We start from the raw sequence: 25,523 nt of genomic DNA, 5'->3' as shown, positions 1-25,523 counted from the left end.
CGGAGGCCAGGGGGGTCGTGGGGGCGGCGGTGGGGGCCGCGGACCGCGCCGCTGAGGCTGCGAGCGACATCGAGGCGCCGACCTCAAGCGCTACAATTCAAGGTTCTGCTAAATCATTGATTCCGGAGAATAAATATGGCGATCGAACGCACCTTGTCTATCATCAAGCCTGACGCCGTTGCCAAGAACGTGATCGGTCAGATCTATGCCCGTTTCGAGGGCGCGGGCCTGAAGATCGTGGCGGCCAAGCTGGTTCACCTGTCGCGCGGCGAGGCCGAGCAGTTCTACGCCGTGCACAAGGCCCGGCCTTTCTTCAAGGACCTGGTCGAGTTCATGATCTCGGGCCCGGTGATGATCCAGGCGCTGGAAGGCGAGGGCGCGATCGCCAAGAACCGCGAGCTGATGGGCGCGACGGACCCGAAGAAGGCCGAGAAGGGCACCATCCGTGCCGACTTCGCCGACAGCATCGACGCCAATGCCGTGCACGGCTCGGACGCGCCGGAGACCGCCGCGGTCGAGGTGGCGTTCTTCTTCCCGGGCATGAACGTCTACAGCCGCTGAACGACTGCGGGGCGCCTGGCGCCCCGACGGTCCGATCGGTGCAAGCCATGACTGCGGCCAACCTGCTCGAATTCGATCTCGACGCGCTGGCCGCTTTCTGCGAGCAGCTCGGCGAGAAGCGTTTTCGCGCCACTCAGCTGTTCCGCTGGATCCACCAGAAGGGCCAGAGCGACTTCGCTCAGATGTCCGATCTGGCGAAGTCGCTGCGCGAGAAGCTAGCGGGGCGGGTGGTGGTCCGGCCGCTCGCAGTGCTGAGCGAGCACGTGTCGGCCGACGGCACGGTCAAGTGGCTGTTCGACGTGGGCGGCGGCAATGCCGTCGAGACGGTGTTCATCCCCGAGGACGATCGCGGCACGTTGTGCATCTCGTCGCAGGCCGGTTGCGCGGTCGGTTGCCGCTTCTGCTCGACCGGTCACCAGGGCTTCAGTCGCAACCTGTCGACCGGCGAGATCGTTGCCCAGCTCTGGCATGCCGAGCACCAGCTGCGCGCGCGGCTGGGCACGACCGAGCGCGTCATCAGCAACGTCGTGATGATGGGCATGGGTGAACCGCTGCAGAACTACGCCGCGCTATTGCCGGCGCTGCGCGTGATGCTCGACGATCACGGCTACGGCCTGTCGCGTCGCCGTGTCACGGTATCGACCTCCGGTGTGGTGCCGATGATCGACCGCCTGCGCGAGGACTGTCCGGTGGCTCTGGCAGTGTCGCTGCATGCGCCGACCGACGCGCTGCGCGACGATCTCGTGCCGCTCAACCGCAAGTACCGGATCGCGGAGCTGCTCGAGGCCTGCCAGCGCTACCTCGAGGCGGCGCCGCGCGACTTCATCACCTTCGAGTACTGCATGCTCGACGGCGTCAACGACAGTGAGGCGCAGGCGCGCGAACTGTTGCGCCTGGTGGGCGAACGCGGGCCGGTGGGGCGCGTGCCCTGCAAGATCAACCTCATCCCGTTCAACCCGTTCCCGGCCTCGGGGCTGACGCGTTCGTCAGTGGCGCGCGTGCAGGCCTTCGCGCAGCTGCTGGTCGACGGGGGTCTGGTCACCACGGTGCGACGGACTCGCGGCGATGACATCGACGCCGCCTGCGGCCAACTGGCCGGCGAGGTACAGGACCGCACCAATGCGCAGGCACGGATGCGGCGTGCGCCGATCGCCATCCGGCCGATCGACAGCGCGGTGCAGCGCCGGGCCGACGCTGCACCATCGGGTTCAGCCACGGAGACGACACGATGATGCGGGACGGATGGGTGAGGGACGCGATGCGAGGACTGCTGCTGGCGACGCTGTTGTGTGGCGCGGTCTGGAGCGTTGCCCAGGCGCAGGGCCGGCCCAACGACTTCGGCCGCAGCAGTTCCACCGCCGGTGCCGGCACGGACGAGGAGTCCGACTCGGCGAAGCGCGCGCGCATCCGCCTCGACCTTGCGGGGGCCTATTTCTCCGAGGGGCGTTTCGACAATGCCCTGTCGGAGGTGAAGCTGGCGCTGGCCGCCGACCCCAATCTGCCGCAGGCGCTGAACCTGCAAGGCCTGGTGCTGGCCGCGCTGGGCGAGGAGCAGAAGGCCGAGGACAGTTTCAAGCGCGCACTGCAGCTGGCATCCACCGACGGCGACGTGATGCACAACTACGGCTGGTTCCTGTGCCAGCGTGGCCGCTACCCGGAGGCGGGAAAGCTGTTCGAGCGCGCCGTGGCGACGCCGCAGTACCGCACCCCGAACCGGACTTTCCTGGTGCAGGGGATCTGCGAGGCACGCGCCGGCCAGCTGGACCTGGCCGAGCTGACGCTCAAGCGCGCCTACGAACTCGAGCCGGCCAACCCGGCGATCGCGATGAACCTGGCCGACGTGCTGTACCGACGTGGCGAGTACGAGCGGGCGCGCTTCTACGTGCGCCGCGTCAACAACAACGCCGAGTTGCGCAGCGCCGAGACGCTGTGGCTCGCCGCCCGCATCGAGAACCGCCTGGCCAATCCGCAGGGCGTTCGCGATCTGGGCAACCAGCTGCGTGCGAGCTACCCCACGTCGCGCGAGGCGGCGTCGTTCGAGCGGGGGATGTTCGATGAGTGAGGGGACGGTCGACGCCGGCCCGCCGGCCACGACGGCCGGGAAGCTGCTGCGCGCGGCGCGCGAATCGCAAGGGATGCACCTCGCGGTGCTCGCAGCCTCGCTGAAGGTCTCGCCGCAGAAGCTGGAGGCAATCGAGAACGACCACCCAGAACAGCTGCCCGATGCCACTTTCGCGCGTGCGCTGGCGCAGAGCATGTGCCGCGCACTGAAAATCGATGCCGAGCCGGTGCTGTCGCTCCTGCCTACGGCCGCGTCGGCCGGCCGTGGGCTCGATCACGTGGCGCGGGGCCTCAACCAGCCCTTCCACGATCGCGGCGTGCCAAGCGACGGTGACGAGTGGCAGCGCTTCCTCAGCCCACCGCTGATCGCGGCCGCCGTCCTGGTGCTGGCAGCGGTGGCCGTCTACCTGCTGCCCGTGGGCTGGGTGGGTCGGCTGCTGCCGACCGATCCAAGCGCCTCGGCAGTCCCGGAGATCGCCGCCAGCAACCCGATCGATACAGGCGTTGCCGTGTCCTCGACGACGTCGATCGCGCCCGAGTCGGCATCGCCCGCGCTGGCGGGAGCGTCGGCCGTCGGGTCGTCCGAGGCCGAGGCTGCAGCACCCGGTTCGGCCGTGATCGACACGGTGTTCTCGGCTCCGGTCGGCACCGCAGCCTCGGCATCCGCGGCCGGCGGCCTGCTGACCATGCGGGCGGTGGCGGAATCCTGGGTCGAGGTGCGTGATGCGAAGGGGCAGGTGCTGCTGTCGCGCACGCTGGCGGCCGGCGAGGCGGCGGGTCTGGACGGCCCGCTCCCGCTGCGCGTGACCGTGGGAAATGCCGAAGCCACCCAGATCGTCTTCCGCGGCCAGCCGGTCGCATTGAGCGAGTCGACGCGCGACAACGTCGCGCGCTTGGAGCTGAAATGAACAGGCCAGTAGCGTCCGCAGGGACCCGCAGTGACGCCGAAGCGATCGACGTGGCGCAGCCTGCCGCGCGCCGTTCGCTGCAGGCGCGTGTCGTCTGGGGCAGCAATGTCGTGACGGTCGGTGGCGACGCCCCGGTGCGCGTGCAGTCCATGACCAACACCGACACGGTGAATGCGATCGAGACCGCGATCCAGGTCAAGGAGCTGGCGTTGGCGGGCTCGGAGTTGGTGCGCATCACGGTCAACACGCCGGAGGCGGCGCAGGCCGTGCCGCACGTGCGCGAGCAGCTAGACCGCATGGGCATCTCGGTGCCGCTGATCGGCGATTTCCACTACAACGGCCACCGCCTGCTGACCGAGTTCCCGGACTGCGCGGCCGCGCTGTCGAAGTACCGCATCAATCCCGGCAACGTTGGCAAGGGCGACAAGCGCGACCGGCAGTTCGCGATGATGATCGAGGCCGCGATGCGCCACGACAAGCCGGTGCGCATCGGCGTCAACTGGGGCAGCCTCGATCAGGAACTGCTGGCGGCTTTGATGGATGAGAACGCCGCCCGCGCCCGGCCCTGGGACGCGAAGCAGGTGATGTACCACGCGCTGATCAGCTCGGCGCTGCAGTCGGCCGCATATGCGCGCGAGCTGGGCATGGACCCGTCCCAGATCCTCATCAGCTGCAAGGTCAGCGGCGTGCAGGACCTCGTGAGCGTCTACCGCGCACTGGCGCGACGGTGCGATTACCCGCTGCACCTCGGGCTCACCGAAGCCGGCATGGGCACCAAGGGCACCGTGGCGTCGACCGCGGCGCTGGCGATGCTGCTGCAGGACGGCATCGGCGACACCATCCGCGTCAGCCTCACGCCGCAGCCGGGCGAGGCCCGCACGCAGGAGGTGGTGGTGGCGCTCGAGATCCTGCAGTCGCTCGGCCTGCGTGCCTTCAATCCCAGCGTCACCGCCTGCCCGGGCTGCGGCCGCACCACCAGCACCACCTTCCAGGAGCTGGCCAAGCAGATCGACGACTTCCTGCGGGCACAGATGCCGGTCTGGAAGGCGCGTTACCCGGGCGTGGAGAACATGAAGGTGGCGGTGATGGGCTGCATTGTCAACGGGCCTGGCGAGAGCAAGCATGCCGATATCGGCATCAGCCTGCCCGGCACCGGCGAGGCGCCTGCCGCGCCGGTGTTCATCGATGGCGAGAAGGCGATGACCTTGCGCGGCGAGGGCATCGCGCGCGAGTTCCAGAACGTCGTCGAGCACTACATCGAGCGCCGTTACGGCAGCATCACCGCCGCGCATTGACGCGGCGAGCCGGCGCACCCCTCGGGTGTGCCCAGCGAACCGGCCGCGGCCGGCCTGAATCCTTGTGGGCATCGACCATGGCAGAACAACAGAAAGCCGCCAAGACGGAGACTTCGCCGCTGCGTGCGGTCAAGGGCATGAACGACCTGCTGCCGCCCGAATCGGCACGCTGGGAATGGTTCGAGGACGCGGTGCGCCGCGTGATGCAGCGTTACGGCTATGCCGCGATCCGCACACCGATCGTCGAACCGACGGCGCTGTTCGTGCGCGGGCTCGGCGAGGTGACCGACATCGTCGAGAAGGAGATGTACTCCTTCACCGACAGCATGAACGGCGACCAACTCACACTGCGCCCGGAAGGCACGGCCGGCGTGGTGCGGGCGGTGACCGAACATTCGCTGCTGTACGAGGGCGGCAAACGCCTCTACTACCTGGGCGCGATGTTCCGCCACGAGCGCCCGCAGAAGGGCCGCTACCGCCAGTTCCATCAGGCCGGCGCCGAGGCGCTGGGCTTTCATGGCCCGGACGTCGATGCCGAGCTGATCCTGATGTGCCGCGCGCTGTGGCGCGAGCTCGGGCTGATCGAAGGCCGTGATCTGTGGCTGGAGATCAACAGCCTGGGGCAGCCCGAAGAGCGGCGTGCCCACCGGGCGGCGCTGATCGCGCACCTGGAGGCGCACGCCGACCTGCTGGACGATGACGCGAAGCGCCGCCTGCACAGCAACCCGCTGCGAATCCTCGACACCAAGACGCCGGCGATGCAGGCTGTGGTGGACGCGGCGCCCCGGCTCATCGACTTCCTCGGCGAGGCCTCACTGGCGCATTTCGATGCCGTGCGTGCGGTGCTGGATGCCGCCGGTCTGCCCTACCGCATCAACCCGCGGCTGGTGCGCGGCATGGACTACTACAACCTCACCGTGTTCGAGTGGGTCACCGATCGCATGGGCGCGCCCCTGACGGTCGGAGGCGGTGGCCGTTACGACAGCCTGATCGAGCAGCTCGGCGGCAAGCCGGCGCCAGGCGTCGGCTGGGGCCTGGGGATCGAGCGCCTGTTGCTGCTGCTGGACGCGGTCGGCGTCGTGACGCCGCCGCGGCTGCCGGACGCCTACGCGGTGCTGCCTGCCGCTGCCGCGCTGCCGACGGCGATGGTGCTGATCGAGGCCCTGCGCGCCCACGGCGCCAGCGTCATCCTGCATCCCGCCGGCAAGGACGGGCCGGCCAGCATGAAGTCGCAGTTCAAGAAGGCCGACGCCAGCGGCGCCCGCCATGCGCTGGTCTTCGGCGCCGACGAGCTGGCGCAGGGCATGGTGGCGCTCAAGCCGCTGCGTGCCGGAGAGGGCGCGGCCACCCAGGTACTGCGCCCGCTGGCCGATCCGGCGGCCTGGGCCGGCGAATTGCTCCGTTCATAATCCCGGCTTCGCGCCCCGCACGCCGCGCAGCCTCTCACAAAGCATCCGCATGGCCACCCATCTCGACCTCCAAGAACAAGAACAGCTCGACTCGATCAAGCACTTCTGGAAGCAGTACGGCAACCTGATCACCTGGGTCCTGATCATTGCGCTCGGCGGTTTCGCCGCGTTCAACGGCTGGCAGTGGATGCAGCGAGACCGATCCGTGAAGGCCAGCGTGCTGTTCGACGAACTCGACAAGGCCGTGATCGCCGGCGACACCGACAAGGCCGCCCGCGTGTTCTCCGACATGAAGGATCGCTACGGCTCGACGGCGTTCGCTGGACAGGCCGGCCTGCTGGCGGCGAAGGCGCAGTTCGAGAAGGGCCAGAACGACGCGGCGCGGGCCAGCCTGGAATGGGTGATCGGCAACGCGAGCGACAAGGAGTACGCGGTGCTGGCGCGCCTGCGCCTGGCCGGCGTACTGCTCGACGAGAAGAAGTACGACGAGGCGCTCAAGGCACTGCCGACCGATCCTCCGCAGTCCTTTGCAGGGCTGGCGGCCGATCGCCGCGGCGACATCCTCACGGCGCAGGGCAAGCCCGCCGAGGCGCGTGCCGCCTATCAGGCCGCGTTCGATGCGATGCCGCCGACGCTCGACTACCGTCGGCTGGTCGAGGCCAAGCTGACCGCGCTGGGCGCCGCTGAGGCGCCCGCTGCGGCGGCCTCAGCGGCTGCGACGGGAGCGTCGAAGTGATGCGCCGCCTTGCCGCCGCGCTGCTCGTTGCCGGCCTGGCCGCCTGCTCCAGCGGGCCCGAGAAGCCCAAGCCGACACCACTCGAGCCGCTCAAGGCGCAGATCGCCGGCCGGCAGGTGTGGACGCAGGGCCTGGGCAGTGTGGACTTTCCCCTGCGCATCGCCACCGGCGCCGGTGCCGTGGTGCTGGCCAGTTCCGATGGTCGCGTCGTCGCCCTGGCGGCGGACACCGGCCGCGAGCTCTGGCGCGGCGATGCCGACGGCAAGCTCAGCGCCGGCGTGGGCAGCGACGGGCGCTACGCCAGCGTCGTGACGACCGGCAACGAGCTGGTCGTGCTCGACAGCGGAAAGCCGCTGTGGCGCACGCGCCTGACCACCCGTGTCGTGACACCGCCGCTGGTGGCGGGCGAGCGCGTCTTCGTGCTCGGCATCGACCGCAGCGTGCAGGCCTTCGACGTACTGGATGGCCGCAAGCTGTGGGTCCAGCAGCGCCCCGGCGATCCGTTGACGCTGCTGCAGCCCGGTGTGCTGCTGCCGTGGAAGGACACGCTGGTGGTCGGCCAGGGTCCGCGCCTCGCCGGGCTCGACCCGCTGCGCGGCAGCGTGCGCTGGGACACCACCGTCGCGTCGCCGCGCGGCACCAACGAGGTCGAACGGCTGGCCGACCTCGTCGGGCCGGCGGCGCGCGTCGGCGACGCAGTCTGCGTGCGCGGCTTCCAGGCCGCGGTCGGTTGCGTCAACGTCGAAGGGGGCACCCTCGGCTGGGCCAAGACCACCGGCGGGACCCAGGGCGTGGCGGCCGACGAGCAACTGGTGTTCTCGGCCGATGCCACCGACCGCATTACCGCCTGGAAGCGCGCCAGCGGCGAAGTCGCATGGACCTCGGAGCGCATGCTCCACCGCGGCCTCAGTTCACCGTTGGTGGTGGGTCCGACGCTGGTGTTTGGAGATTTCGAGGGCCAGGTGCACTTCCTCGATCGCAACAACGGCCAGCCGCTGTTGCGCTTGCCCACCGACGGGCAGCCCATCATCGGTGCCCCGGTGAAGGTCGGCACCACCATCGTCGCGGTGACCCGCCGCGGCACGGTGTTCGCGTTCCGGCCCGAGTGAGTGCGATCGGAACCTGAATGAAACCCGTCCTGGCGCTCGTGGGGCGCCCCAACGTCGGCAAGTCGACGCTGTTCAACCGTCTGACGAAGAGCCGCGACGCGATCGTGGCCGACTTCGCCGGCCTGACCCGCGACCGCCATTACGGTGATGGGCGGCTCGGCGAACGCGAGTTCATCGTCGTCGACACCGGCGGCTTCGAGCCCACGGCCGAGAGCGGCATCTACAAGGAGATGGCCAAGCAGACGCGCCAGGCGGTGGCGGAGTCCGACGTGGTCATCTTCGTGGTCGACGTCCGCGCCGGCGTCACCGGGCAGGACCATGACATCGCACGCTACCTGCGCACTGCCGGCAAGAAGGTGCTGCTCGCTGCCAACAAGGCCGAGGGCATGCTGGAAGGCATCCAGCTGGCCGAGTTCTACGAGCTCGGCATGGGCGAGCCGCTGGCGGTGTCGTCGGCACACGGGCAGGGCATCCGCAGCCTGCTGACGGCGGCGCTGGAGGACTTTGCGTTCGACGAGCCCGACGATCTCGCGCTCGACGACCCAGATCGGCCGATCCGCCTGGCGGTAGCGGGTCGCCCGAACGTGGGCAAGTCGACGTTGATCAACACCTGGCTCGGTGAAGAGCGGCTGGTGGCCTTCGACCTGCCCGGCACCACACGCGACGCCATCAGCGTTCCGTTCGAGCGCAATGGCCAGAAGTTCGAGTTGATCGACACTGCCGGCCTGCGTCGCAAGGGCAAGGTGTTCGAGTCGATCGAGAAGTTCTCGGTCGTCAAGACGCTGCAGGCGATCGCCGACGCGAATGTCGTGCTGCTGTTGCTCGACGCGACCCAGGGGGTGACTGACCAGGACGCCCACATCGCCGGCTATATCCTCGATTCCGGCCGTGCCGTGGTGCTGGCGGTGAACAAGTGGGACGCGGTCGACAGCTACCAGCGCGAACTGCTGCAGCGCTCCATCGAGCAGCGGTTGGCGTTCCTGAAGTTCGCGCCGGTGCTGCACATCTCCGCCATCAAGCGCCAGGGCCTGGGGCCGGTGTGGAAGGCGATCGCCGACGCGTGGGCCTCGGCCACCAAGAAGCTCGCCACGCCGGTGCTGACGCGGGTGCTGCTGGAGGCGGTGCAGTTCCAGCAGCCCAAGCGCGCCGGCGCCTTCCGACCCAAGCTGCGCTACGCCCACCAAGGCGGGCAGAACCCGCCGGTGATCGTGATCCACGGCAACTCGCTGGAGCATGTGACCGACGCCTACAAGCGCTTCCTGGAGGGGCGTTTCCGCAGCCACTTCCAGCTCAGCGGCACGCCGATGCGCATCGAGATGAAATCGTCACGGAACCCCTTCGCGGAGAAGGACTCGTAGTCTGAGGGCGTCGCCGGCTGGAGCCTGTGATACCTTCCATCCTCCAACAGCTTCACAACACGGACGATATCGTGAGCAACAAAGGGCAACTCCTACAAGACCCGTTCCTGAACCTGCTTCGCAAGGAGCACGTTCCGGTCTCGATCTACCTCGTGAACGGCATCAAGCTGCAGGGGCACATCGAGTCCTTCGACCAGTACGTGGTCTTGTTGCGCAACACCGTGACCCAGATGGTCTACAAGCACGCGATTTCCACCGTCGTGCCCGGCCGGGCCGTGAATTTCCAGGCCAACGACGCGCCGGAGTCGGCGGGCTGAACGGCTCGATGGACTCCCGGCATCCGTCTCGTCGCCTGACCGCCTGCCGCCAGACCCTGGTGGTTTCAGGTTGAGCGCGTCCACCGCCGTCAACGAGGCCAGGGCGGTGCTGGTCGGTGTCGACCTCGGCGCCGGCGCCTCCTTCGACGCCACCCTCGACGAACTGGCGCTGCTGGCCGAGTCGGCCGGCGACACGCCGGTGGCGCGCCTGATCGCTCGCCGCAAGGCGCCCGACGCCGCACTGTTCCTCGGTTCGGGCAAGGCCGACGAGCTGAAGGCGCTGGTGGCCGAAAGCGGCGGCCAGTGCGTGATCTTCGATCAGGCCTTGTCCCCGACGCAGCAGCGCAACCTGGAGCGCCATCTTGGCGTCGAGGTGCTCGACCGAACCGGCCTGATCCTCGAGATCTTCGCCGCGCGCGCTCAGAGCCACGAGGGCAAGCTGCAGGTCGAGCTCGCGCAGCTGCAGTACCTCAGCAACCGGCTGGTGCGCCGGTGGACCCACCTCGAGCGCCAGCGCGGCGGCGTGGGTCATCGTGGCGGTCCGGGCGAACGCCAGATCGAACTCGATCGCCGCATGATCGGCGAGCGCATCAAGGCGCTCAAGGCGAGGCTCGACAAGGTGAAGCGCCAGCGCGGCACGCAACGGCGCTCGCGCGAGCGCGCCGGCACCTTCCGCGTCTCGCTGATCGGCTACACCAATGCCGGCAAGTCCACGCTGTTCAACGCGCTGGTCAAGGCCCGCAGCTACGCCGCCGACCAACTGTTCGCGACGCTCGACACCACCACGCGGCAGCTCTATCTCGAGGACGCGCAGCGCTCGGTCAGTCTGTCGGACACCGTGGGCTTCATCCGCGATCTGCCGCACACGCTCGTCAAGGCCTTCGCCGCCACGCTGCAGGAGGCTGCCGATGCCGATCTGCTGCTGCATGTGGTCGACGCTTCGAGCCCGGTGCTGGCCGAGCAGCGGGTCGAGGTGGAGCGCGTGCTCGCGGAGATCGACGCGGCCGGTATTCCCCAGATCCTGGTCTACAACAAGCTCGACCAGCTCGACGAGGAGCAGCGGCCTCGCGTGCTGGTGGATCGGCTCGAACTCGACGGAGGACGCCGCATCCCGCGCGTCTTCGTCAGTGCCTTGCGCGGTGTGGGGCTCGCCGAGCTGCGGGCGCTGGTGAGCGAGGCGCTGCTCGCCGACGGTGGCGAGGCGGGTGCGCCCGGTGCCTCGGTCTCCGACGCGCCGGTGCGCGACGACGCCGACGCCGCGCTCTCCGATCACGATCCTATTCCCGCCTCCGTCTTGCTCCAACGACACGCATGAATACCTATAACGATGCAGGCGCAGCGCGCCCGCGGGGACGCCCCGCACTCCTGGTCGAGGCCCTGGCGCTGCTGTGGTCCGGCGCCGTGCGCCGCGCCGTCTGGCGCGCGCGTGGGAGCGGCTGCTGGCGACCGGCGGCCGCAACGACGGCCCGCCCGATCTCGACGAGCTTTGGCGCGACTTCAATCGTCGCCTGAGCGGCCTGTTCGGTGGCAAAGGGGGTGGGAACAGTCCGCAGCCCGACGGCGGTGGCGCCAGCTCGCCACCGCCGGACCTGCGCAGCGCCGGTATCGGCATCGGCTTGATCGGCGCGGTCGTGGCGCTGATCTGGCTGGGCAGCGGCTTCTTCATCGTGCAGGAAGGGCAGCAGGGCGTCGTGATGTCCTTCGGCCGATACAGCCACACGGTCGAAGCCGGCTTCCAGTGGCGTTTCCCATACCCGTTCCAGTCGGCGGAGGTGGTGAACGTGACGCAGTTGCGGTCGGTCGAGGTCGGGCGCAATTCGGTGGTGCAGGCCACCGGGCTGCGGGACTCGTCGATGCTGACCCAGGACGAGAACATCGTCGACATCCGCTTCACAGTGCAGTACCGCCTGAAGGATTCGAAGGACTACCTGTTCGAGAACCGCAATGCGGACGAGGCGGTGGTGTTAGCCTCCGAATCCGCAGTGCGCGAGATCGTCGGTCGCAGCAACATGGACTCGGTGCTGTACGAGCAGCGCGATGCCATCGCGACCGACCTCGTCAAGTCCATCCAGGCGCAGCTCGATCGTCTGAAGACCGGCATCCTGATTTCCAACGTCAACGTGCAGAGTGTGGCGCCGCCCGAGCAGGTGCAGGCGGCGTTCGACGATGCCGTGAAGGCCGGCGCCGACCGCTCGCGCTTCAAGAACGAGGGCCAGGCCTACGCCAACGACGTGATCCCGAAGGCGCAGGGCACGGCCTCGCGCCTGCGCGAGGAGGCCGAGGGCTACAAGGCGCGCGTGATTGCGCAGGCCGAGGGCGATGCATCGCGCTTCAAGCAGGTGCTGACGGAGTACCAGAAGGCGCCGGCCGTCACGCGCGATCGTCTCTATGTGGACACGATGCGAGAGGTGTACTCCAACGTCAGCAAGATCATGATCGAGTCGCGCACCGGCTCTAACCTGCTGTACCTGCCGCTCGACAAGCTGATGCAATCGGCCGGGGCGACCGCCGCGGCCGCACCGGCGCCCGCGCTGCCGACCACCGAAAGCACCGGCACGTCACAGAACGATGTGCGATCGCGCGACAACCAGCGTTCGCGTGAGCGCGAAAGCCGTTGAGGAGAACAACAAGAATGAATCGCATCGGTCTGATCGTGGCGAGCGCTCTGCTCGCATTGATGATTGCCTCGAGCACGCTGTTCGTCGTCGACCAGCGGCAGTTCGCCGTGCTGTATGCGCTGGGCGAGATCAAGGAAGTCATTGCCCAGCCGGGGCTGAAGTTCAAGCTGCCCCCGCCGTTCCAGAACGTGGTCTTCCTCGACCGCCGCATCCAGAGCCTCGACAGCCTGAAACGCGGCCGGTATTCACCGCCGAGAAGACCAGTCTGGTGATCGACTGGCTGGTGAAGTGGCGCATCAAGGACCCGCGACAATTCATCCGCAACAGCGGCATCGATGCGCGCAATGTCGAGGCGCGGCTGGCACCGATCGTCCAGGCCGCGCTGAACGAGGAGGTCACCAAGGTCAGCGTGCGCCAGGTGCTCTCGACCGAGCGCGACAAGGTCATGCAGGGCGTGCTGCGGCGGTTGTCGGACGACGCCACGAGCTTCGGCATCGAGGTGGTTGACGTGCGGATCAAGCGGGTCGACTTCGTCGCCAACATCACCGAGGCCGTCTACCGCCGCATGGAGTCGGAGCGCAAGCGCGTCGCCAACGAGACCCGCTCCACCGGCCAGGCCGAAGGCGAGCAGGTGCGTGCCGACGCCGACCGGCAGCGCGAGGTCATCGTCGCCGAGGCCTACCGGGATGCACAGAAGGTCAAGGGTGACGGCGATGCCAAGGCTTCGGCCCTGTATGCCGAGGCCTTCGGTCGCGACCCGCAGTTCGCGCAGTTCTATCGCAGTCTCGAGGCCTATCGGGCGAGCTTTCGCAGCAAGACCGACGTGATGGTGGTCGAGCCCGAGAGCGAGTTCTTCCGCGCGATGCGAGGTGAGGGCGGGCCATCCTCCTCCCGTGCCAGGTGAGTCCGGGCTGACGGCGCGTTGCCGCAGGAGCCGGCATGTGGGACACGCTGTTCAGCGCGCTGGCGCTGATGCTGGTCTTCGAGGGGCTGCTGCCTTTCCTGAGTCCGCAGCGCTGGCGCCGGGTGTTCGAGCAGGCCACGCGGCTGAGCGACGGGCAACTGCGTTTTCTTGGCTTGACCAGCATGCTGGGCGGGCTGGTGGTGCTGCTGGTTTTGGCAGGCTGATCATCGTTCGCGCAGGTCAATCGCGCGCGAATGCTGCTGGGGGCGCCGGTACAATGCGGTTTTAACCCCGCAGGCTTTTCATGACCTCTGCTTGGCTGCTGCCCGAGCACATTGCCGATGTGCTGCCCTCCGAGGCGCGGCGCATCGAGGAATTGCGGCGCACCGTACTGGACGCGGCCCGCGTCTACGGCTACGAACTGGTGATGCCGCCCTTGCTCGAGCACCTCGAGTCGCTGCTGACGGGCACCGGGCACGAACTGGATTTACGGACCTTCAAGCTGGTCGATCAACTGAGCGGCCGCACGCTGGGTCTGCGTGCCGACACCACGCCCCAGGTGGCGCGCATCGACGCGCACCTGCTCAATCGCGATGGCATCACGCGCCTGTGCTACTGCGGCCCGGTGGCGCACACGCGGCCGGCCGGACTGCACGGTAGCCGGGAACCGCTGCAGTTCGGCGCCGAACTCTACGGTCATGCCGGACTCGAGGCCGATCTCGAGGTACAGGATCTGGCGCTCGACAGCTTGCGTGCCGCGGGTGTCCCGGGCCTGGTGCTCGACTTGGCCGACGCCCGTATCGTGCGCGGCCTGCTGGCCGGTGTCGCTTGCGACCCCGCGCGTCTGAACCATGTGTACGCGGCGCTCGCTGCCAAGGACGGCACGGCGCTGCAGGCGCTTGGCAGCGGATTCACCGCCGAGGTGCGGCAGGGGCTGCAGGCACTGACCTCGCTGTACGGCGATGGAGAGGTGCTCGACATCGCGGCAGCGCGGCTGCCTCAGCGTCCACTGATCACGGCCGCGCTGGCCGACCTGCGACGCCTGGCCGCGCACGCCGCGATCGCGCATCCCGACGTGCGGGTCGGCTTCGACCTTGCCGACCTGAGCGGCTACGCCTACTACAGCGGCGCGCGCTTTGCCGTCTACGGCGCCGGGTCCAGCGACTCGCTGGTGCGCGGCGGGCGCTACGACGAGGTCGGTGCGGTGTTCGGCCGCAACCGGCCAGCGGTGGGCTTCAGTGCCGATCTCAAGGAAGTGGTGCAACGTGCCTGCCCCGATGGGCGCCGGGCTGCGGTGCGTGCGCCCTGGGGTGAGGAAACCGGGTTGCGCGCCGCCGTCCGCGCCCTGCGGGCTGGCGGCGAGACCGTGGTGTGCGTGCTGCCGGGACATGAGCACGAGGTCCAGGAGTTCGACTGCGACCGCGAGATCGTGCAAAAAGGCGGCCAATGGGTCGTCCGGCCGCTGTGAAGCCAGCGACCGAGAGCCATCAGATTCAGGACAAGACAATGCAAGCAGCGAGCAAGGCCGGTCACAACGTCGTGGTGGTCGGGACCCAGTGGGGCGACGAGGGCAAGGGCAAGGTGGTCGACTGGCTGACCGACCACGCAGCGGCGGTGGTGCGCTTCCAGGGCGGCCACAACGCCGGTCACACGCTGGTGATCAAGGGCAAGAAGACTGCGCTGCAGCTCATTCCGTCGGGTGTGATGCGCGACGGCGTGGCCTGCTACATCGGCAACGGCGTGGTCGTCGATCCGGCCCACCTGCTCGGCGAGATCGAGCGGTTGGAGGCGGCCGGCGTCGAGGTGCGTTCGCGGCTGTTCATCAGCGAGTCGTGCCCGCTGATCCTGCCGTTCCACGTGGAGGTCGACAAGGCCCGCGAGGCGCTGCGCGAGAGCTCGGGGGCCGGCAAGATCGGGACGACCGGCAAGGGCATCGGCCCGGCCTACGAGGACAAGGTCGCACGGCGCGCGTTGCGCGTGCAGGACCTGAAGCACCCGGATCGCTTCGCGAAGAAGCTGCGCGACCTGCTCGAACTTCACAACTTCGTGCTGCAGGGCTTCCTGAAGGCGGAGGCGCTCGAGTTTCAGCCGATCTTCGACCATGCAATGAACGTCGCCGAGCAGCTGAAGCCCATGCTGGCCGATGTCGGCGTGCGCATCCACGAGACCAACCTGGCCGGCGGCAGCGTTCTGTTCGAGGGTGCGCAGGGCACGCTGCTCGACATCGACCACGGCACCTACCCCTACGTCACGTCGAGCAACTGCGTGGCCGGCAATGCGGCGGCCGGGTCCGGCGTCGGCCCGGACAAGCTGCACTACATCCTCGGCATCACCAAGGCCTACACCACACGCGTGGGCTCGGGCCCGTTCCCGACCGAGCTGCCGATGGACGAGCCGGGCACGGTGGGGCACCATCTGTCGACGGTCGGTCAGGAGCGGGGCACCGTCACGGGCCGCCCGCGGCGCTGCGGCTGGCTGGATGCGGCGGCGATGAAGCGCTCGATCCTGATCAACGGCCTCACGGGCCTGTGCATCACCAAGCTCGACGTGCTCGATGGCCTGACCGAGATCAAGATGGGCGTGGGCTACGAACTCGATGGCCGGCGCATCGACATCCTGCCGCTCGACGCCGACGAGATCGTGGCCTGCAAGCCGGTCTACGAGAGCTTCCCGGGGTGGACCGGCAGCACCGTCGGCACGACGCGCTGGGACGACTTGCCACTCAATGCCCGCCGCTATCTCGAGCGCGTGCAGGAGGTCATCGGCGCGCCGATCGACATGGTGTCGACGGGGCCGGATCGCGAGCACACCATCCTGCTACGCCACCCCTACCAGCTGATGCGCCAAAGGTAGACACCACGGGAACCACGCCACATGCTCACCGACGACGGCAAGCACCTCTACGTCTCCTGGGACGAGTACCACCTGCTGATCGAGCGCCTGGCACTGAAGGTGCACAACTCGGGCTGGGCGTTCGACCAGATCCTGTGCCTGGCGCGTGGCGGCCTGCGGCCCGGCGACATGCTGTCGCGGGTGTTCGACAAGCCGCTGGCCATCATGTCGACCAGTTCCTATCGCTCGGACGCCGGGACCATCCAGGGGCGGCTGGACCTGGCGACCTACATCACCCTGCCCAAGGGCGAACTGGCCGGCCGGGTCCTGCTGGTCGACGACCTCGCCGATACCGGGGTGACACTGAAGGCGGTGGTCGATCGCCTGCGCGGCATGCCCTCGATCAGCGAACTGCGTTCGTCCGTGATCTGGGTGAAGGGTGTGTCGAGCTACACGCCGGACTACTATGTCGAATCGCTGCCGACCAGTCCCTGGATCCACCAGCCGTTCGAGGATTACGACAGCCTGCGGCCCGACGGGCTCGCGAGGAAGCTGGCGGTTTGAGAGGTCACGCACCATCGACCGCGGAAAACAAAAAGGCCAGCGCGCTGCGCTGGCCTTTTATGATTTGGTGCCCAGGAGAGGACTCGAACCTCCACGATGTTACTCGCTAGTACCTGAAACTAGTGCGTCTACCAATTCCGCCACCTGGGCTAGGTACCGAAGCCGGAGATTTTAGCATCAAGAACGAAGACAAGACAAGCAGCGCCTCACTCGGTGCTGCGCTAATGAGTGAGGTCGAGGGTATCGTCCAAGGCCACCGCGACGGGCACGGCTTCGTCCAGCGCGACGACGGCGAATCCGACATCTATCTGTCGCCGCAGGAAATGCGGGCGGTTCTGCACCGCGATCGGGTCCGCGTGCGGGTGATCCGCTATGACCGCAAGGGCCGGCCTGAAGGGCGGGTGCTCGAGATCCTGGAACGCCGCAAGGCGCCGATCATCGGTCGCCTGCTGCACGAGAGCGGCATCTGGCTGGTCGCCCCGGAGGACAAGCGCTACGGCCAGGACATCATGATCCCGAAGAATGGCATTGCCAATGCCAGCGCGGGTCAGGTGGTCGCGGTCGAGCTGACCGAGCCGCCGTCGATGCATTCGCAGCCACTGGGCCGCGTGACAGAGGTGCTCGGCGAGATCGACGACGCGGGCATGGAGATCGAGATCGCGGTGCGCAAGTACGAGGTGCCGCACCGCTTCTCGGCCGAAACGCTGGCGCAGACGGCCAAGCTGCCCGACAAGGTGCGGCCAGCCGACAAGAGGCAGCGCATCGACCTGACCGACGTCCCGCTGGTCACCATCGATGGCGAGGACGCCCGGGACTTCGACGACGCCGTGTACTGCGAGCCGGTCACGATCGGCCGCAAGACCAAGGGGGCGGCGCCGAACGGCTGGCGCCTGATCGTCGCCATTGCCGACGTGAGCCACTACGTGAAGCCCGGCGAGTCGCTGGACGACGATGCCTACGAGCGCGCGACCTCGGTCTATTTCCCGCGGCGCGTGATTCCGATGCTGCCGGAGAAGCTCAGCAACGGGCTGTGCTCGCTGAATCCCAACGAGGACCGCCTCGCGATGGTGTGCGACATGGTGGTCGATGCCGCAGGCGAGGTACACGCCTACCAGTTCTTCCCGGCCGTCATCAACTCGCATGCGCGCTTCACGTACACGGAAGTCGCGACGATCCTCGCCAACACGCGCGGGCCCGAGGCGCAGAAGCGCAAGGAGTTGGTGCCGCACCTGCTGCACCTGCACGAGGTGTATCGCGCCCTGCTGAAGGCGCGCGCCACGCGCGGCGCGGTCGACTTCGAGACCACCGAGACGCAGATCGTCTGCGATGAGAACGGGCGAATCGAGAAGATTGTGCCGCGCACACGCAACGACGCACACCGCCTGATCGAGGAGGCGATGCTGGCGGCGAACGTGTGCTCGGCCGATTTCATCGCGTCACACAAGCACGCTTCGCTGTATCGCGTGCACGAAGGCCCGACGCCCGAGAAGCGCGCGATCCTTCAGACCTATCTGCGTGCGCTCGGCCTCGGCTTGTCGATCGGCGACGATCCCCGGCCCGGTGAGTTCCAGGCGATCGCGCAGGCGACGAAGGACCGCCCTGACGCCACCCAGATCCACTCGATGCTGCTGCGCTCGATGCAGCAGGCCATCTACACGCCGACCAACAGCGGTCACTTCGGCCTGGCCTATCCGGCCTACACCCACTTCACCAGCCCGATCCGCCGCTACCCGGACCTGCTGGTGCACCGTGTGATCAAGGCTCTGCTGGGCAGCAAGAAGTACCACCTGCAGGTCACCGAGCTCGCCAGCTCAGCCGTCCACACGCGCAAGGTTCGGCCGACCGCGGCCTCGAAGGCGCAGCAGGCCAGCAAGCTGGTCGTCAAGCAGACCGCCGAGGCGATGGCCTGGGAAGCGGCCGGCGCGCACTGCAGCGCGAACGAGCGGAGGGCCGACGAGGCGTCGCGCGATGTCGAAGCTTGGCTGAAATGCAAGTTCATGCGTGAGCACCTCGGCGAGGAGTTCGGCGGCGCGGTCACCGCAGTCACGACCTTCGGGTTGTTCGTCACGCTCGACGAGCTTTACGTCGAGGGCCTGGTGCACATCACCGAACTCGGCGGAGAGTACTTCCGCTTCGACGAAGCGCGACAGGAGCTGCGCGGCGAGCGCACCGGCGTGCGCTACGTCGTCGGCAGCCGGGTGCGGGTGCAGGTGAGCCGCGTCGATCTCGACGGGCGCAAGATCGACTTCCGACTGGTCCACGAATCGGGGCTGAACCCGCGGGCACCGCGTGACAAGGCGGCTTCGGCCGTCGAGGAACTGCAGGTCGTGAAGGACGTCGACCGCGAGCACAAGCGGGCGACCAAGAAGGCGGTCAGCAAGACTCCCCGCAAGCCTGCGCGCAGCGCTGGGGCGGACACCGCGGCAGCGCCGCGCAAGTCGAAGCGTTCGAGGCGGTAGGCCCGATCCACTGAGTCGCTGCGGCGCTCAGCGCCGCAGCTGAGCAATCAGCGCGCTCGCGGCCAGCGGCCCGGGACGCGCCTGGTGTGCGCACCAGACGTCGGCCGCGGCGCCATGGGTGTGCGTGCCCAGCAGCGCGGCGCTTCGTGCTGACAGGCCTTGCGCCCAGAGCCCGCCGATCCAGCCCGCCAGCACATCGCCGGTTCCCGCCGTGGCCAGCGATGCATTGCCGCTGGCGTTGATCAGCGTGGTTTCCCCAGGCGCCGCGATGACGCTCCCCGATCCCTTGAGGACGACGGTGGCGTGCCATCGCTGCGCGAGCCGCTCCGCGGCCGACAGCCGGGCGGACTGGATCGCGGCAGTCTGCAGACCCAGCAGCCGGGAGGCCTCGAGGGGGTGCGGCGTCAGCAGCGTGGCGGCGCGCCTGCGGCCGGCACGCATTTCGAGCAAGCGAGCGAGCGACGGGTCGGCGGCCACCGCGTTCAGCGCATCGGCATCGAGCAGCAGGCGTCCGGCACGGGCGATCAGGCCCGGGAGGTGCTCACGCACCGCGTCGCCGCCACCGCAGCCGCACACCACCGTGGCGTTCTCGAGAGGCGTGCGGGCATCGTGCAGTGCGGTGAGCGGCCGGTGCATCAACTCGGGGTGCATGGGATCGAGCGCCGGTGACTGCGGATCGAGCGGCACCAGGTGCACACGGCCAGCGCCGGCGGCCAGCGCGGCCCGTGCCGCGAGCAGCGCGGCCCCGACCATGCCGGCGGCGCCGCCGACCACCCATACGTCGCCGAAGCTGCCCTTGTGCTGCGCATGCCGGCGCGCCGGCCACAACGTGCTCGCACCCGTCAGCAGGCCGGCACTCGCCTGTGAGGTCTCGGCATCGACACCCAGGTCGTGGAACCAGATTTGCCCGGCGTGGTCGCGCCCCTGAGCGGTGAACAGACCCGGCTTCAAGGTCAGCAGGCTCAGTGTCCAGCGAGCCTGCACCACGGCGGTCTCGTCAAGCAGTGCCCCCTGCTCGGCGTCCAACCCGCTGGGCAGGTCGATCGACAACACCGGAGTGCCGCCGTCGTTGAGCGACCTCATCGCGGCCAGGGCCCAGCCGGCGGGCGCGCGGGTCAGGCCGATGCCGAACAGGGCGTCGATGGCCAGATTGTCGGGGCCGAGCGGCTCGGGCGGCGCGCTGCTTTCCACCAGTGCGACTCCCGCGGCACGTGCCTTGGCGCCGGCCGCCGCCGCATCGGCTGGCGTTTGCACGGAAGGCGCAAGGCTCACCGTCACCTGCTTGCCGGCGCGCTGCAGCCACGCCGCGGCTTCCAGGCCATCGCCACCGTTGTTGCCGGGACCGGCAGCGATCCAGATGCGTCGTGCATGCGGCGCCAATGCGAGGGCCAGCCGGGCCACCGAGCCGCCGGCACGCTGCATCAGCGTGTGGGGCGGCAAGGCGCGCGCGGCCTCGATCTCCAGCGCACGCGTTGCGGCCACGCCGAACAGCGGCAGCCGCTCCACGTCACGCCGCGAGCCATCGCCCAGAACGGCCCAGGGCATCGCGACATCAAGCATGTTGGCTGACCCGTCAGGCAGACGGCGGGACCGAGGCCGCCCGGGCCAGCGCGAAACTGCCCGGATCGAAGCCGGGCGAGCGTCCGGCGATCTGGTCGGCCAGCAGCCGGGCGCTGCCGCAGGCCAGCGTCCAGCCGTGGTCGGCGTGGCCCAGGTTCAGCCACACGCCGGGGCGGGGGCTGGGGCCGATCAGTGGCAGGCCGTCGGGCAGCGTTGGCCGAGCGCCTTTCCATACCTGGGGCCGCGCAATGTGGGCGGCGCCGGGGAACCAGTCGTTGAGCAGTCGGTACAGCGTCTCGACCGCCGCCCGCCGCTGCGTCTGCACCGAGCCGCCCAGCTCGGCGCAGCCGGCCAGACGCACGCGCTGCCCCAGCCGGCTCATCGCGATGCGGTAGCGCTCGTCGACCAGTGCTGCCTTCGGGCCCCGTTCGGGCGAGCGCAGCGGCGCTGTCAGCGAGTAGCCGTGGATCGGCATCAGCGGCAGCTTGATGCCCAGGCCCGGCAGCAGTTCGGCGGCATCGACACCGGCGGCGATCACCACGCATCGAAAGCCTCCGCCGACACCGGGTCGAGATAGCGCGCCGCGGCGCGCGCGCGGTGAGCCATCGCGTTGCCGTGCTTGTCGCCGTTGCCGCCGGGGACGGCCGTGGCCCGGCTCGAAGCGAAGCCGGTGGTCAGGGCCAGGTGCTCGAGCTGCAGTTCGGCGCCATCGGAGCGTGTTCCGGTCTCCAGCGCGCGCACCACGGTGCCGAACCGGAACTCGACGCCGAGCCGCTCGGCCGCGTCGCGCAGCAGGTGGGCGAACTGGCGGCAGTTGCCCACGCCGTCCTGGGGCAGCTGGATCCCGCCGGCCAGCGGCTGCTCGCGATGGAGGCCGGGCTCCGTCGCGTGGCAGGCGGCGGCGTCCAGTTCGCGCACGCTGATGCCGAGTTCGCGCAGCAGCGCCAGGCGGGGCTGCGCCGCGGCAACGTCGCGCTCTTCTCGCAGCAGGAGCAACAGGCCCTGCGAGCGTTCGAAATCCAGCTGCAGCCGCTCGTCGAGCACGCGGAGCCGTTCGCGGCTGTACTGCGCCAGTCGCAGCAGCTCGATGTGGCGCTGCGGGAAGTTCGGCGCGCGGCAGGCGCTCCACCAGCGCCACAGCCAGCGCCATTGCATCGCGTCGAAGGAAGGGCGCACGCGCATCGCCGGATGGCGGCTGAACAGGTCGCGTAGCAGGCGGCCGGGAAGGCCGGGCGCTGCCCATGGCGCAACATCGCCCGAGCCCAGCAAGCCGGCATGCGCGAAGCTCGCCTCCGAGGCGACGCTGCTGTGTCGCTCGAACACGGTGACGTCGTGGCCGTCCTCGGCCAGCTCGTAGGCTGTGGTCACGCCGACGATACCGGCGCCGATCACGCCGACCTTCATGAGGATGCTCCAGTGGCCAGCACGGCTTCGACGGCCAGGGCCGTGTCGAGCAGGGCGTCGTCGGCATGGCCGCGCGACCACAGCATCAGGCCGACCGGCGCTTCGCCCGGCGCCTGGCAGGGCAGGCTGATCGCGCAGCCGTCGAGCAGGTTCACGACCGAGGGGTTGCGCAGCAGCAGCGAGTTGACGCGGAAGAATTCCTCGTCGCTCGCTTCCAGCGCGGTGATCGGTGGCGCGAGGATCGGCACGGTCGGGGACAGCACCGCGTCGAAGCCACGCAGCGCCACGTGCATGCGAGCGATCCAGGCGGCGCGTGCCTTCTGCAGGTCGATGTAGTCCGCCGCGCTCATGGCCATGCCGCGGCGGATGCGCGTCACCACGCGGCGGTCGTAGCCGGCTTCTTCGTGTGTCGCGAGCCGGTGCCGGTGCCAGGCCCAGCTTTCGCAGCTCGCGAAACCACCGTTGACCTGCAGCGGCGCCAGGTCGGCCAGCGGCGGGACGTCGAGCGCGACGATCTGTGCGCGACGCGCGACAACCGGTCCACGGCGCGTTCGAAGGCCGCGGCCACGGCAGGCTCCAGCGCGTCGAGCATCAGCGTTGTCGGCACCGCGAGCCGGGTGGCGCGCAGCGGCCGGCCAGGCAGCGCGACGCGGCGCGCCGACAGCAACTCGTGCAGCAGCACGGCGTCGCGCACCGAGCGCGTCAGGGCCGAGACCGTGTCGAGCGTGGTGGACAGCGGGATGGCTCCCTCGGTCGGCGTCAGCGATGCTGTGTTCTTGAAGCCGACCAGACCCTGCAGCGCCGCCGGGATGCGCACCGAACCGCCGGTGTCCGAACCCAGCGCCGCCCACGCGGCCCCGCCGGCCACCGAGACCGCCGCGCCGGAACTGGAGCCGCCTGGGATGCGCGGCGTGTCGCGGTCCAGGGCTGCCATCGGCACGTTGGCCGGCGTGGGGTGGTGCGGATTGAGGCCAATGCCCGAGAACGCGAACTCGGTCATGTGGGTGCGGCCGATCAACGCTGCGCCGGCTGCCCGCAGCCGCGACACCGCGGGCGCGTCCTGCGCGGCCGGTTCGGCATCGGCCAGTACCGTGGAGCCCGCGGTCGTGACCTGACCGGCGATGTCGAACAGGTCCTTGATGCTGACGGCCAGACCGGCGAGCGGCGGCAGCGGGGCGCCGCTGGAGAACGCGGCGTCGACGGCGCGGGCCGCGGCTCGCGCGCCGACAGCATCGATCTTCAGGAAGGCCGGGGCCACGGCAGCGGAGGCTGCGTGCTGCAGCGAGCGCTCGATCTCCGCGCCGGCGCTGCTCGTGCCGTCAAGCACCCGGGCGCGCCGGGAGAGCAGGTCGTCGGTCATCGGCGTGCTAAACTCTCAGGGTTTTTCTGGAACACGTCGGTGCCTGTCCTGGTCGGTTCGATCGAGGCCGGTTCGGCAAAAGCCGGAAGAACATTTGCAATCCGCAAACCCGGTCGCCAAAAGGTGTTGCAAGACTCGAAAGAGGTCTGCTTGCATGTCGCAACAAAGCGCTGCAATCACTTGCAATTCTGGCCGGATTTTAGACCCAACCTTTGGAGTTTCCATGTCCCTCACCATGCGTGAAATGCTGGAAGCGGGCGTCCATTTCGGACACCAGACCCGCTTCTGGAATCCGAAGATGGCCCCCTTCATCTTCGGCCATCGCAACAAGATCCACATCATCAACCTCGAGAAGACGCTGCCGCTCTTCAACGAGGCGATGAAGTTCACCCGCTCGCTCGCCGCCAAGCGCGGCACGATCCTGATGGTCGGCACCAAGCGCCAGGCGCGCGAAGTGGTTGCCCAGGAGGCCCAGCGCGCCGGTATGCCCTACGTCGACCAGCGCTGGCTCGGCGGCATGCTGACCAACTTCAAGACCGTCAAGGGGTCGCTGAAGAAGCTGAAGGAAATGCAGGCGCAGCAGGAAGCGGGCCTCGAGTCCATGAGCAAGAAGGAAGCGCTGCTGTTCGCCCGCGAGATCGCCAAGCTCGAGAAGGACATCGGCGGCATCCAGGACATGAACGCGCTGCCCGATGCCATGTTCGTCATCGACGTGGGCTACCACAAGATCGCGATTGCCGAGGCGAAGAAGCTGGGCATTCCGGTCATCGGCGTGGTGGACTCGAACCACTCGCCCGAGGGCATCGATTACGTGATCCCGGGCAACGACGACTCCGCGAAGGCCGTGGCGTTGTACGCCCGTGCCGTGGCGGATGCCGCACTCGAAGGCAAGGCCAACGCGGTCAGCGAAGTGGTCGCCGCCGCCCAGAGCACCGACGAGTTCGTGGAAGTCAGCGACGCGGCCTGAGCCCGTCGCAAGGCGCCCCCGCGCACTCATCAAGGGCTGATTCAGCCCCTTTTTTTCAATGATTTCGAAGCGATCGCTGCCCGGAGGCAGCCTCGCTTCACCGAACGGAGAACGCAATGCCCGCAATCACCGCCAGCATGGTCGCCGAACTGCGCGCCAAGACCGACGCCCCGATGATGGAGTGCAAGAAGGCCCTCACCGAGGCCGAAGGTGACCTGAACAAGGCCGAGGAACTGTTGCGCGTCAAGCTCGGCAGCAAGGCCAGCAAGGCCGCCTCGCGCGTCACGGCCGAAGGCATCGTCGTGGCGCACATCAGCGGCACGACCGGTGCGCTGATGGAACTGAACTGCGAAACCGACTTCGTGTCCAAGAACGACGACTTCCTGGCCTTCGGCAAGACGCTCGCGGAACTTGTGGTCACCCAGGCCCCGGCGGATGTCGCGGCGCTGTCGGCGTTGGAGATCGCCGGCGTGACGGTGGAGGCCACCCGCACCGCGCTGATCGGCAAGATCGGCGAGAACATCGCGATCCGCCGCTTCAAGCGCTTCAGCGGCGACAGCAAGCTGGTCAGCTACCTGCACGGCACCCGCATCGGCGTGGTGGTCGAGTACACCGGCGACGACGTGGCCGCCAAGGACGTGGCGATGCACGTGGCCGCGATGAAGCCCGTGGCGCTGACCTCGGCCGACGTGCCGGCCGATCTGATCGAGAAGGAGCGCAACGTCGCCGCCGGCAAGGCCGCCGAGGATGCCAAGGCCGCCGAGGCGGCCGGCAAGGCGCCGCAGTCTGCCGAGATCGTCACCAAGCGGGTCGAAGGCTCGGTGCAGAAGTTCCTGAAGGAGGTCTCGTTGTTCAACCAGACCTTCGTGAAGAACGACAAGCAGACCGTCGAGCAGATGCTCAAGGCCGCCAGCACGACGATCAAGGGCTTCACGATGTACATCGTGGGTGAGGGCATCGAGAAGAAGACCGACGACTTCGCCGCCGAAGTGGCCGCCCAGGTGGCCGCTGCCAAGGGGCAGTAAGCGCTGCGCCCGGCCCGGCGCGCGTGCCTGCGTGCCGGGGCCATCCCCTAAACTGCCGTCCTACTGACCGTTCACC

The 25,523-nt window shown here is 68.6% G+C and carries 22 protein-coding genes, 1 tRNA gene and 2 pseudogenes; 20 read left to right on the top strand and 5 right to left on the bottom strand.

All coding sequences use genetic code 11. The features are described 5' to 3' along the window. The first annotated feature begins 135 nt into the window (after positions 1-135). From ndk to Y694_RS04240, 17 genes and pseudogenes are all read left to right on the top strand, one after another. Positions 136-561 (top strand): nucleoside-diphosphate kinase, encoded by a 426-nt coding sequence (gene ndk, locus Y694_RS04320; RefSeq protein ID WP_011829595.1) that lies wholly within the window; start codon positions 136-138, stop codon positions 559-561. A gap of 47 nt (positions 562-608) precedes the next feature. Beyond that, positions 609-1,793, top strand: a complete 1,185-nt coding sequence (gene rlmN / locus Y694_RS04315; protein WP_036230136.1) for a 23S rRNA (adenine(2503)-C(2))-methyltransferase RlmN — start codon at positions 609-611, stop codon at positions 1,791-1,793. Continuing rightward, positions 1,790-2,623 carry a type IV pilus biogenesis/stability protein PilW gene (pilW, locus tag Y694_RS04310; RefSeq protein WP_231497530.1) on the top strand — a complete coding sequence of 278 codons (834 nt, stop codon included), beginning with the start codon at positions 1,790-1,792 and terminating at the stop codon, positions 2,621-2,623. Before rlmN ends, pilW begins: the two co-directional genes overlap by 4 nt. Next, entirely contained in the window at positions 2,616-3,530 is a 915-nt protein-coding gene (locus Y694_RS04305) for a RodZ domain-containing protein (RefSeq protein WP_011829592.1), read from the top strand. Before pilW ends, Y694_RS04305 begins: the two co-directional genes overlap by 8 nt. Beyond that, positions 3,527-4,825 carry a flavodoxin-dependent (E)-4-hydroxy-3-methylbut-2-enyl-diphosphate synthase gene (ispG, locus tag Y694_RS04300; protein WP_051495559.1) on the top strand — a complete coding sequence of 433 codons (1,299 nt, stop codon included), beginning with the start codon at positions 3,527-3,529 and terminating at the stop codon, positions 4,823-4,825. The genes Y694_RS04305 and ispG overlap by 4 nt, the downstream gene beginning before the upstream one ends. Before the next feature lie 77 nt (positions 4,826-4,902). Next, complete coding sequence (gene hisS, locus Y694_RS04295) at positions 4,903-6,234, top strand: histidine--tRNA ligase (RefSeq protein ID WP_051495558.1); 1,332 nt, start codon at positions 4,903-4,905, stop codon at positions 6,232-6,234. A 49-nt stretch (positions 6,235-6,283) separates the two neighbouring features. Further along, positions 6,284-6,970 (top strand): tetratricopeptide repeat protein, encoded by a 687-nt coding sequence (locus Y694_RS04290; protein WP_036230135.1) that lies wholly within the window; start codon positions 6,284-6,286, stop codon positions 6,968-6,970. Beyond that, positions 6,970-8,079, top strand: a complete 1,110-nt coding sequence (gene bamB / locus Y694_RS04285; protein WP_036230134.1) for an outer membrane protein assembly factor BamB — start codon at positions 6,970-6,972, stop codon at positions 8,077-8,079. The genes Y694_RS04290 and bamB overlap by 1 nt, the downstream gene beginning before the upstream one ends. A 17-nt stretch (positions 8,080-8,096) precedes the next feature. After that, positions 8,097-9,437, top strand: coding sequence for a ribosome biogenesis GTPase Der (gene der / locus Y694_RS04280; RefSeq protein WP_036230131.1), 1,341 nt, complete (start codon positions 8,097-8,099; stop codon positions 9,435-9,437). A gap of 71 nt (positions 9,438-9,508) precedes the next feature. Further along, on the top strand, positions 9,509-9,754 hold the full coding sequence (gene hfq / locus Y694_RS04275; RefSeq protein WP_036230128.1) for an RNA chaperone Hfq: 246 nt from the start codon (positions 9,509-9,511) through the stop codon (positions 9,752-9,754). Positions 9,755-9,824: 70 nt separating this feature from the next. After that, positions 9,825-11,069 (top strand): GTPase HflX, encoded by a 1,245-nt coding sequence (hflX, locus tag Y694_RS04270; RefSeq protein ID WP_036230127.1) that lies wholly within the window; start codon positions 9,825-9,827, stop codon positions 11,067-11,069. A gap of 124 nt (positions 11,070-11,193) precedes the next feature. Next, a complete protein-coding gene (hflK, locus tag Y694_RS04265; RefSeq protein ID WP_036230154.1) occupies positions 11,194-12,372 on the top strand; it encodes an FtsH protease activity modulator HflK in 1,179 nt (392 codons plus the stop codon). Positions 12,373-12,386: 14 nt separating this feature from the next. Beyond that, positions 12,387-13,276, top strand: a pseudogene (hflC, locus tag Y694_RS04260) (protease modulator HflC). A gap of 35 nt (positions 13,277-13,311) precedes the next feature. Then, positions 13,312-13,500, top strand: a complete 189-nt coding sequence (locus tag Y694_RS04255) for a DUF2065 domain-containing protein (protein ID WP_036230126.1) — start codon at positions 13,312-13,314, stop codon at positions 13,498-13,500. Positions 13,501-13,580: 80 nt separating this feature from the next. Then, positions 13,581-14,744: an ATP phosphoribosyltransferase regulatory subunit gene (locus Y694_RS04250; RefSeq protein ID WP_036230124.1), complete on the top strand. Its 1,164-nt coding sequence runs from the start codon at positions 13,581-13,583 to the stop codon at positions 14,742-14,744. 38 nt (positions 14,745-14,782) lie between these two features. Beyond that, complete coding sequence (locus Y694_RS04245) at positions 14,783-16,129, top strand: adenylosuccinate synthase (protein WP_036230153.1); 1,347 nt, start codon at positions 14,783-14,785, stop codon at positions 16,127-16,129. A gap of 21 nt (positions 16,130-16,150) precedes the next feature. Then, positions 16,151-16,672, top strand: coding sequence for a phosphoribosyltransferase (locus tag Y694_RS04240; RefSeq protein ID WP_011829579.1), 522 nt, complete (start codon positions 16,151-16,153; stop codon positions 16,670-16,672). 65 nt (positions 16,673-16,737) lie between these two features. On the opposite strand, the gene Y694_RS04235 is transcribed toward Y694_RS04240, so the two are convergent. Then, positions 16,738-16,822: transfer RNA gene (locus Y694_RS04235), tRNA-Leu, on the bottom strand. Between the two features lie 74 nt (positions 16,823-16,896). On the opposite strand from Y694_RS04235, the gene rnr reads away from it, so the two are divergent. After that, entirely contained in the window at positions 16,897-19,131 is a 2,235-nt protein-coding gene (gene rnr / locus Y694_RS04230; protein ID WP_036230123.1) for a ribonuclease R, read from the top strand. A 27-nt stretch (positions 19,132-19,158) separates the two neighbouring features. On the opposite strand, the gene Y694_RS04225 is transcribed toward rnr, so the two are convergent. The 4 genes and pseudogenes from Y694_RS04225 to Y694_RS04210 all read right to left on the bottom strand — a co-directional run bounded on the left by Y694_RS04225 (position 19,159) and on the right by Y694_RS04210 (position 23,455). Then, a complete protein-coding gene (locus Y694_RS04225) occupies positions 19,159-20,676 on the bottom strand; it encodes a bifunctional ADP-dependent NAD(P)H-hydrate dehydratase/NAD(P)H-hydrate epimerase (protein ID WP_051495557.1) in 1,518 nt (505 codons plus the stop codon). 28 nt (positions 20,677-20,704) lie between these two features. After that, a complete protein-coding gene (locus Y694_RS26420; RefSeq protein ID WP_036230122.1) occupies positions 20,705-21,232 on the bottom strand; it encodes an FAD-dependent oxidoreductase in 528 nt (175 codons plus the stop codon). Then, positions 21,226-22,095: an FAD-dependent oxidoreductase gene (locus tag Y694_RS26415; RefSeq protein WP_051495556.1), complete on the bottom strand. Its 870-nt coding sequence runs from the start codon at positions 22,093-22,095 to the stop codon at positions 21,226-21,228. Before Y694_RS26415 ends, Y694_RS26420 begins: the two co-directional genes overlap by 7 nt. Beyond that, positions 22,092-23,455 (bottom strand): annotated as a pseudogene (locus tag Y694_RS04210) (amidase). The gene Y694_RS26415 and the pseudogene Y694_RS04210 overlap by 4 nt, the downstream one beginning before the upstream one ends. A gap of 223 nt (positions 23,456-23,678) precedes the next feature. Between Y694_RS04210 and rpsB the strand changes: the two are divergent. Together rpsB and tsf are read left to right on the top strand one after the other, a co-directional pair. Then, a complete protein-coding gene (gene rpsB, locus Y694_RS04205) occupies positions 23,679-24,422 on the top strand; it encodes a 30S ribosomal protein S2 (RefSeq protein ID WP_036230121.1) in 744 nt (247 codons plus the stop codon). A 116-nt stretch (positions 24,423-24,538) separates the two neighbouring features. Then, entirely contained in the window at positions 24,539-25,447 is a 909-nt protein-coding gene (gene tsf, locus Y694_RS04200) for a translation elongation factor Ts (protein WP_036230120.1), read from the top strand. Positions 25,448-25,523: the final 76 nt, after the last annotated feature.

Origin of the sequence: Methylibium sp. T29-B (assembly GCF_000576225.1) — a bacterium.
In the GTDB taxonomy this organism is placed as follows: Bacteria; Pseudomonadota; Gammaproteobacteria; order Burkholderiales; family Burkholderiaceae_C; genus Methylibium; species Methylibium petroleiphilum.
This window is presented reverse-complemented; position numbering and strand designations above follow the sequence as displayed.

What these genes read in the sequence shown, in the direction of transcription:
- ndk (WP_011829595.1), top strand. Translation starts at nt 136, where the DNA reads ATGGCGATCGAACGCACCTTGTCTATCATCAAGCCTGACGCCGTTGCC.
- rlmN (WP_036230136.1), top strand. Translation starts at nt 609, where the DNA reads ATGACTGCGGCCAACCTGCTCGAATTCGATCTCGACGCGCTGGCCGCT.
- pilW (WP_231497530.1), top strand. Translation starts at nt 1,790, where the DNA reads ATGATGCGGGACGGATGGGTGAGGGACGCGATGCGAGGACTGCTGCTG.
- Y694_RS04305 (WP_011829592.1), top strand. Translation starts at nt 2,616, where the DNA reads ATGAGTGAGGGGACGGTCGACGCCGGCCCGCCGGCCACGACGGCCGGG.
- ispG (WP_051495559.1), top strand. Translation starts at nt 3,527, where the DNA reads ATGAACAGGCCAGTAGCGTCCGCAGGGACCCGCAGTGACGCCGAAGCG.
- hisS (WP_051495558.1), top strand. Translation starts at nt 4,903, where the DNA reads ATGGCAGAACAACAGAAAGCCGCCAAGACGGAGACTTCGCCGCTGCGT.
- Y694_RS04290 (WP_036230135.1), top strand. Translation starts at nt 6,284, where the DNA reads ATGGCCACCCATCTCGACCTCCAAGAACAAGAACAGCTCGACTCGATC.
- bamB (WP_036230134.1), top strand. Translation starts at nt 6,970, where the DNA reads ATGCGCCGCCTTGCCGCCGCGCTGCTCGTTGCCGGCCTGGCCGCCTGC.
- der (WP_036230131.1), top strand. Translation starts at nt 8,097, where the DNA reads ATGAAACCCGTCCTGGCGCTCGTGGGGCGCCCCAACGTCGGCAAGTCG.
- Y694_RS04255 (WP_036230126.1), top strand. Translation starts at nt 13,312, where the DNA reads ATGTGGGACACGCTGTTCAGCGCGCTGGCGCTGATGCTGGTCTTCGAG.
- Y694_RS04250 (WP_036230124.1), top strand. Translation starts at nt 13,581, where the DNA reads ATGACCTCTGCTTGGCTGCTGCCCGAGCACATTGCCGATGTGCTGCCC.
- Y694_RS04245 (WP_036230153.1), top strand. Translation starts at nt 14,783, where the DNA reads ATGCAAGCAGCGAGCAAGGCCGGTCACAACGTCGTGGTGGTCGGGACC.
- Y694_RS04240 (WP_011829579.1), top strand. Translation starts at nt 16,151, where the DNA reads ATGCTCACCGACGACGGCAAGCACCTCTACGTCTCCTGGGACGAGTAC.
- rnr (WP_036230123.1), top strand. Translation starts at nt 16,897, where the DNA reads ATGAGTGAGGTCGAGGGTATCGTCCAAGGCCACCGCGACGGGCACGGC.
- Y694_RS04225 (WP_051495557.1), bottom strand. Translation starts at nt 20,676, where the DNA reads ATGCCCTGGGCCGTTCTGGGCGATGGCTCGCGGCGTGACGTGGAGCGG.
- Y694_RS26415 (WP_051495556.1), bottom strand. Translation starts at nt 22,095, where the DNA reads ATGAAGGTCGGCGTGATCGGCGCCGGTATCGTCGGCGTGACCACAGCC.
- rpsB (WP_036230121.1), top strand. Translation starts at nt 23,679, where the DNA reads ATGTCCCTCACCATGCGTGAAATGCTGGAAGCGGGCGTCCATTTCGGA.
- tsf (WP_036230120.1), top strand. Translation starts at nt 24,539, where the DNA reads ATGCCCGCAATCACCGCCAGCATGGTCGCCGAACTGCGCGCCAAGACC.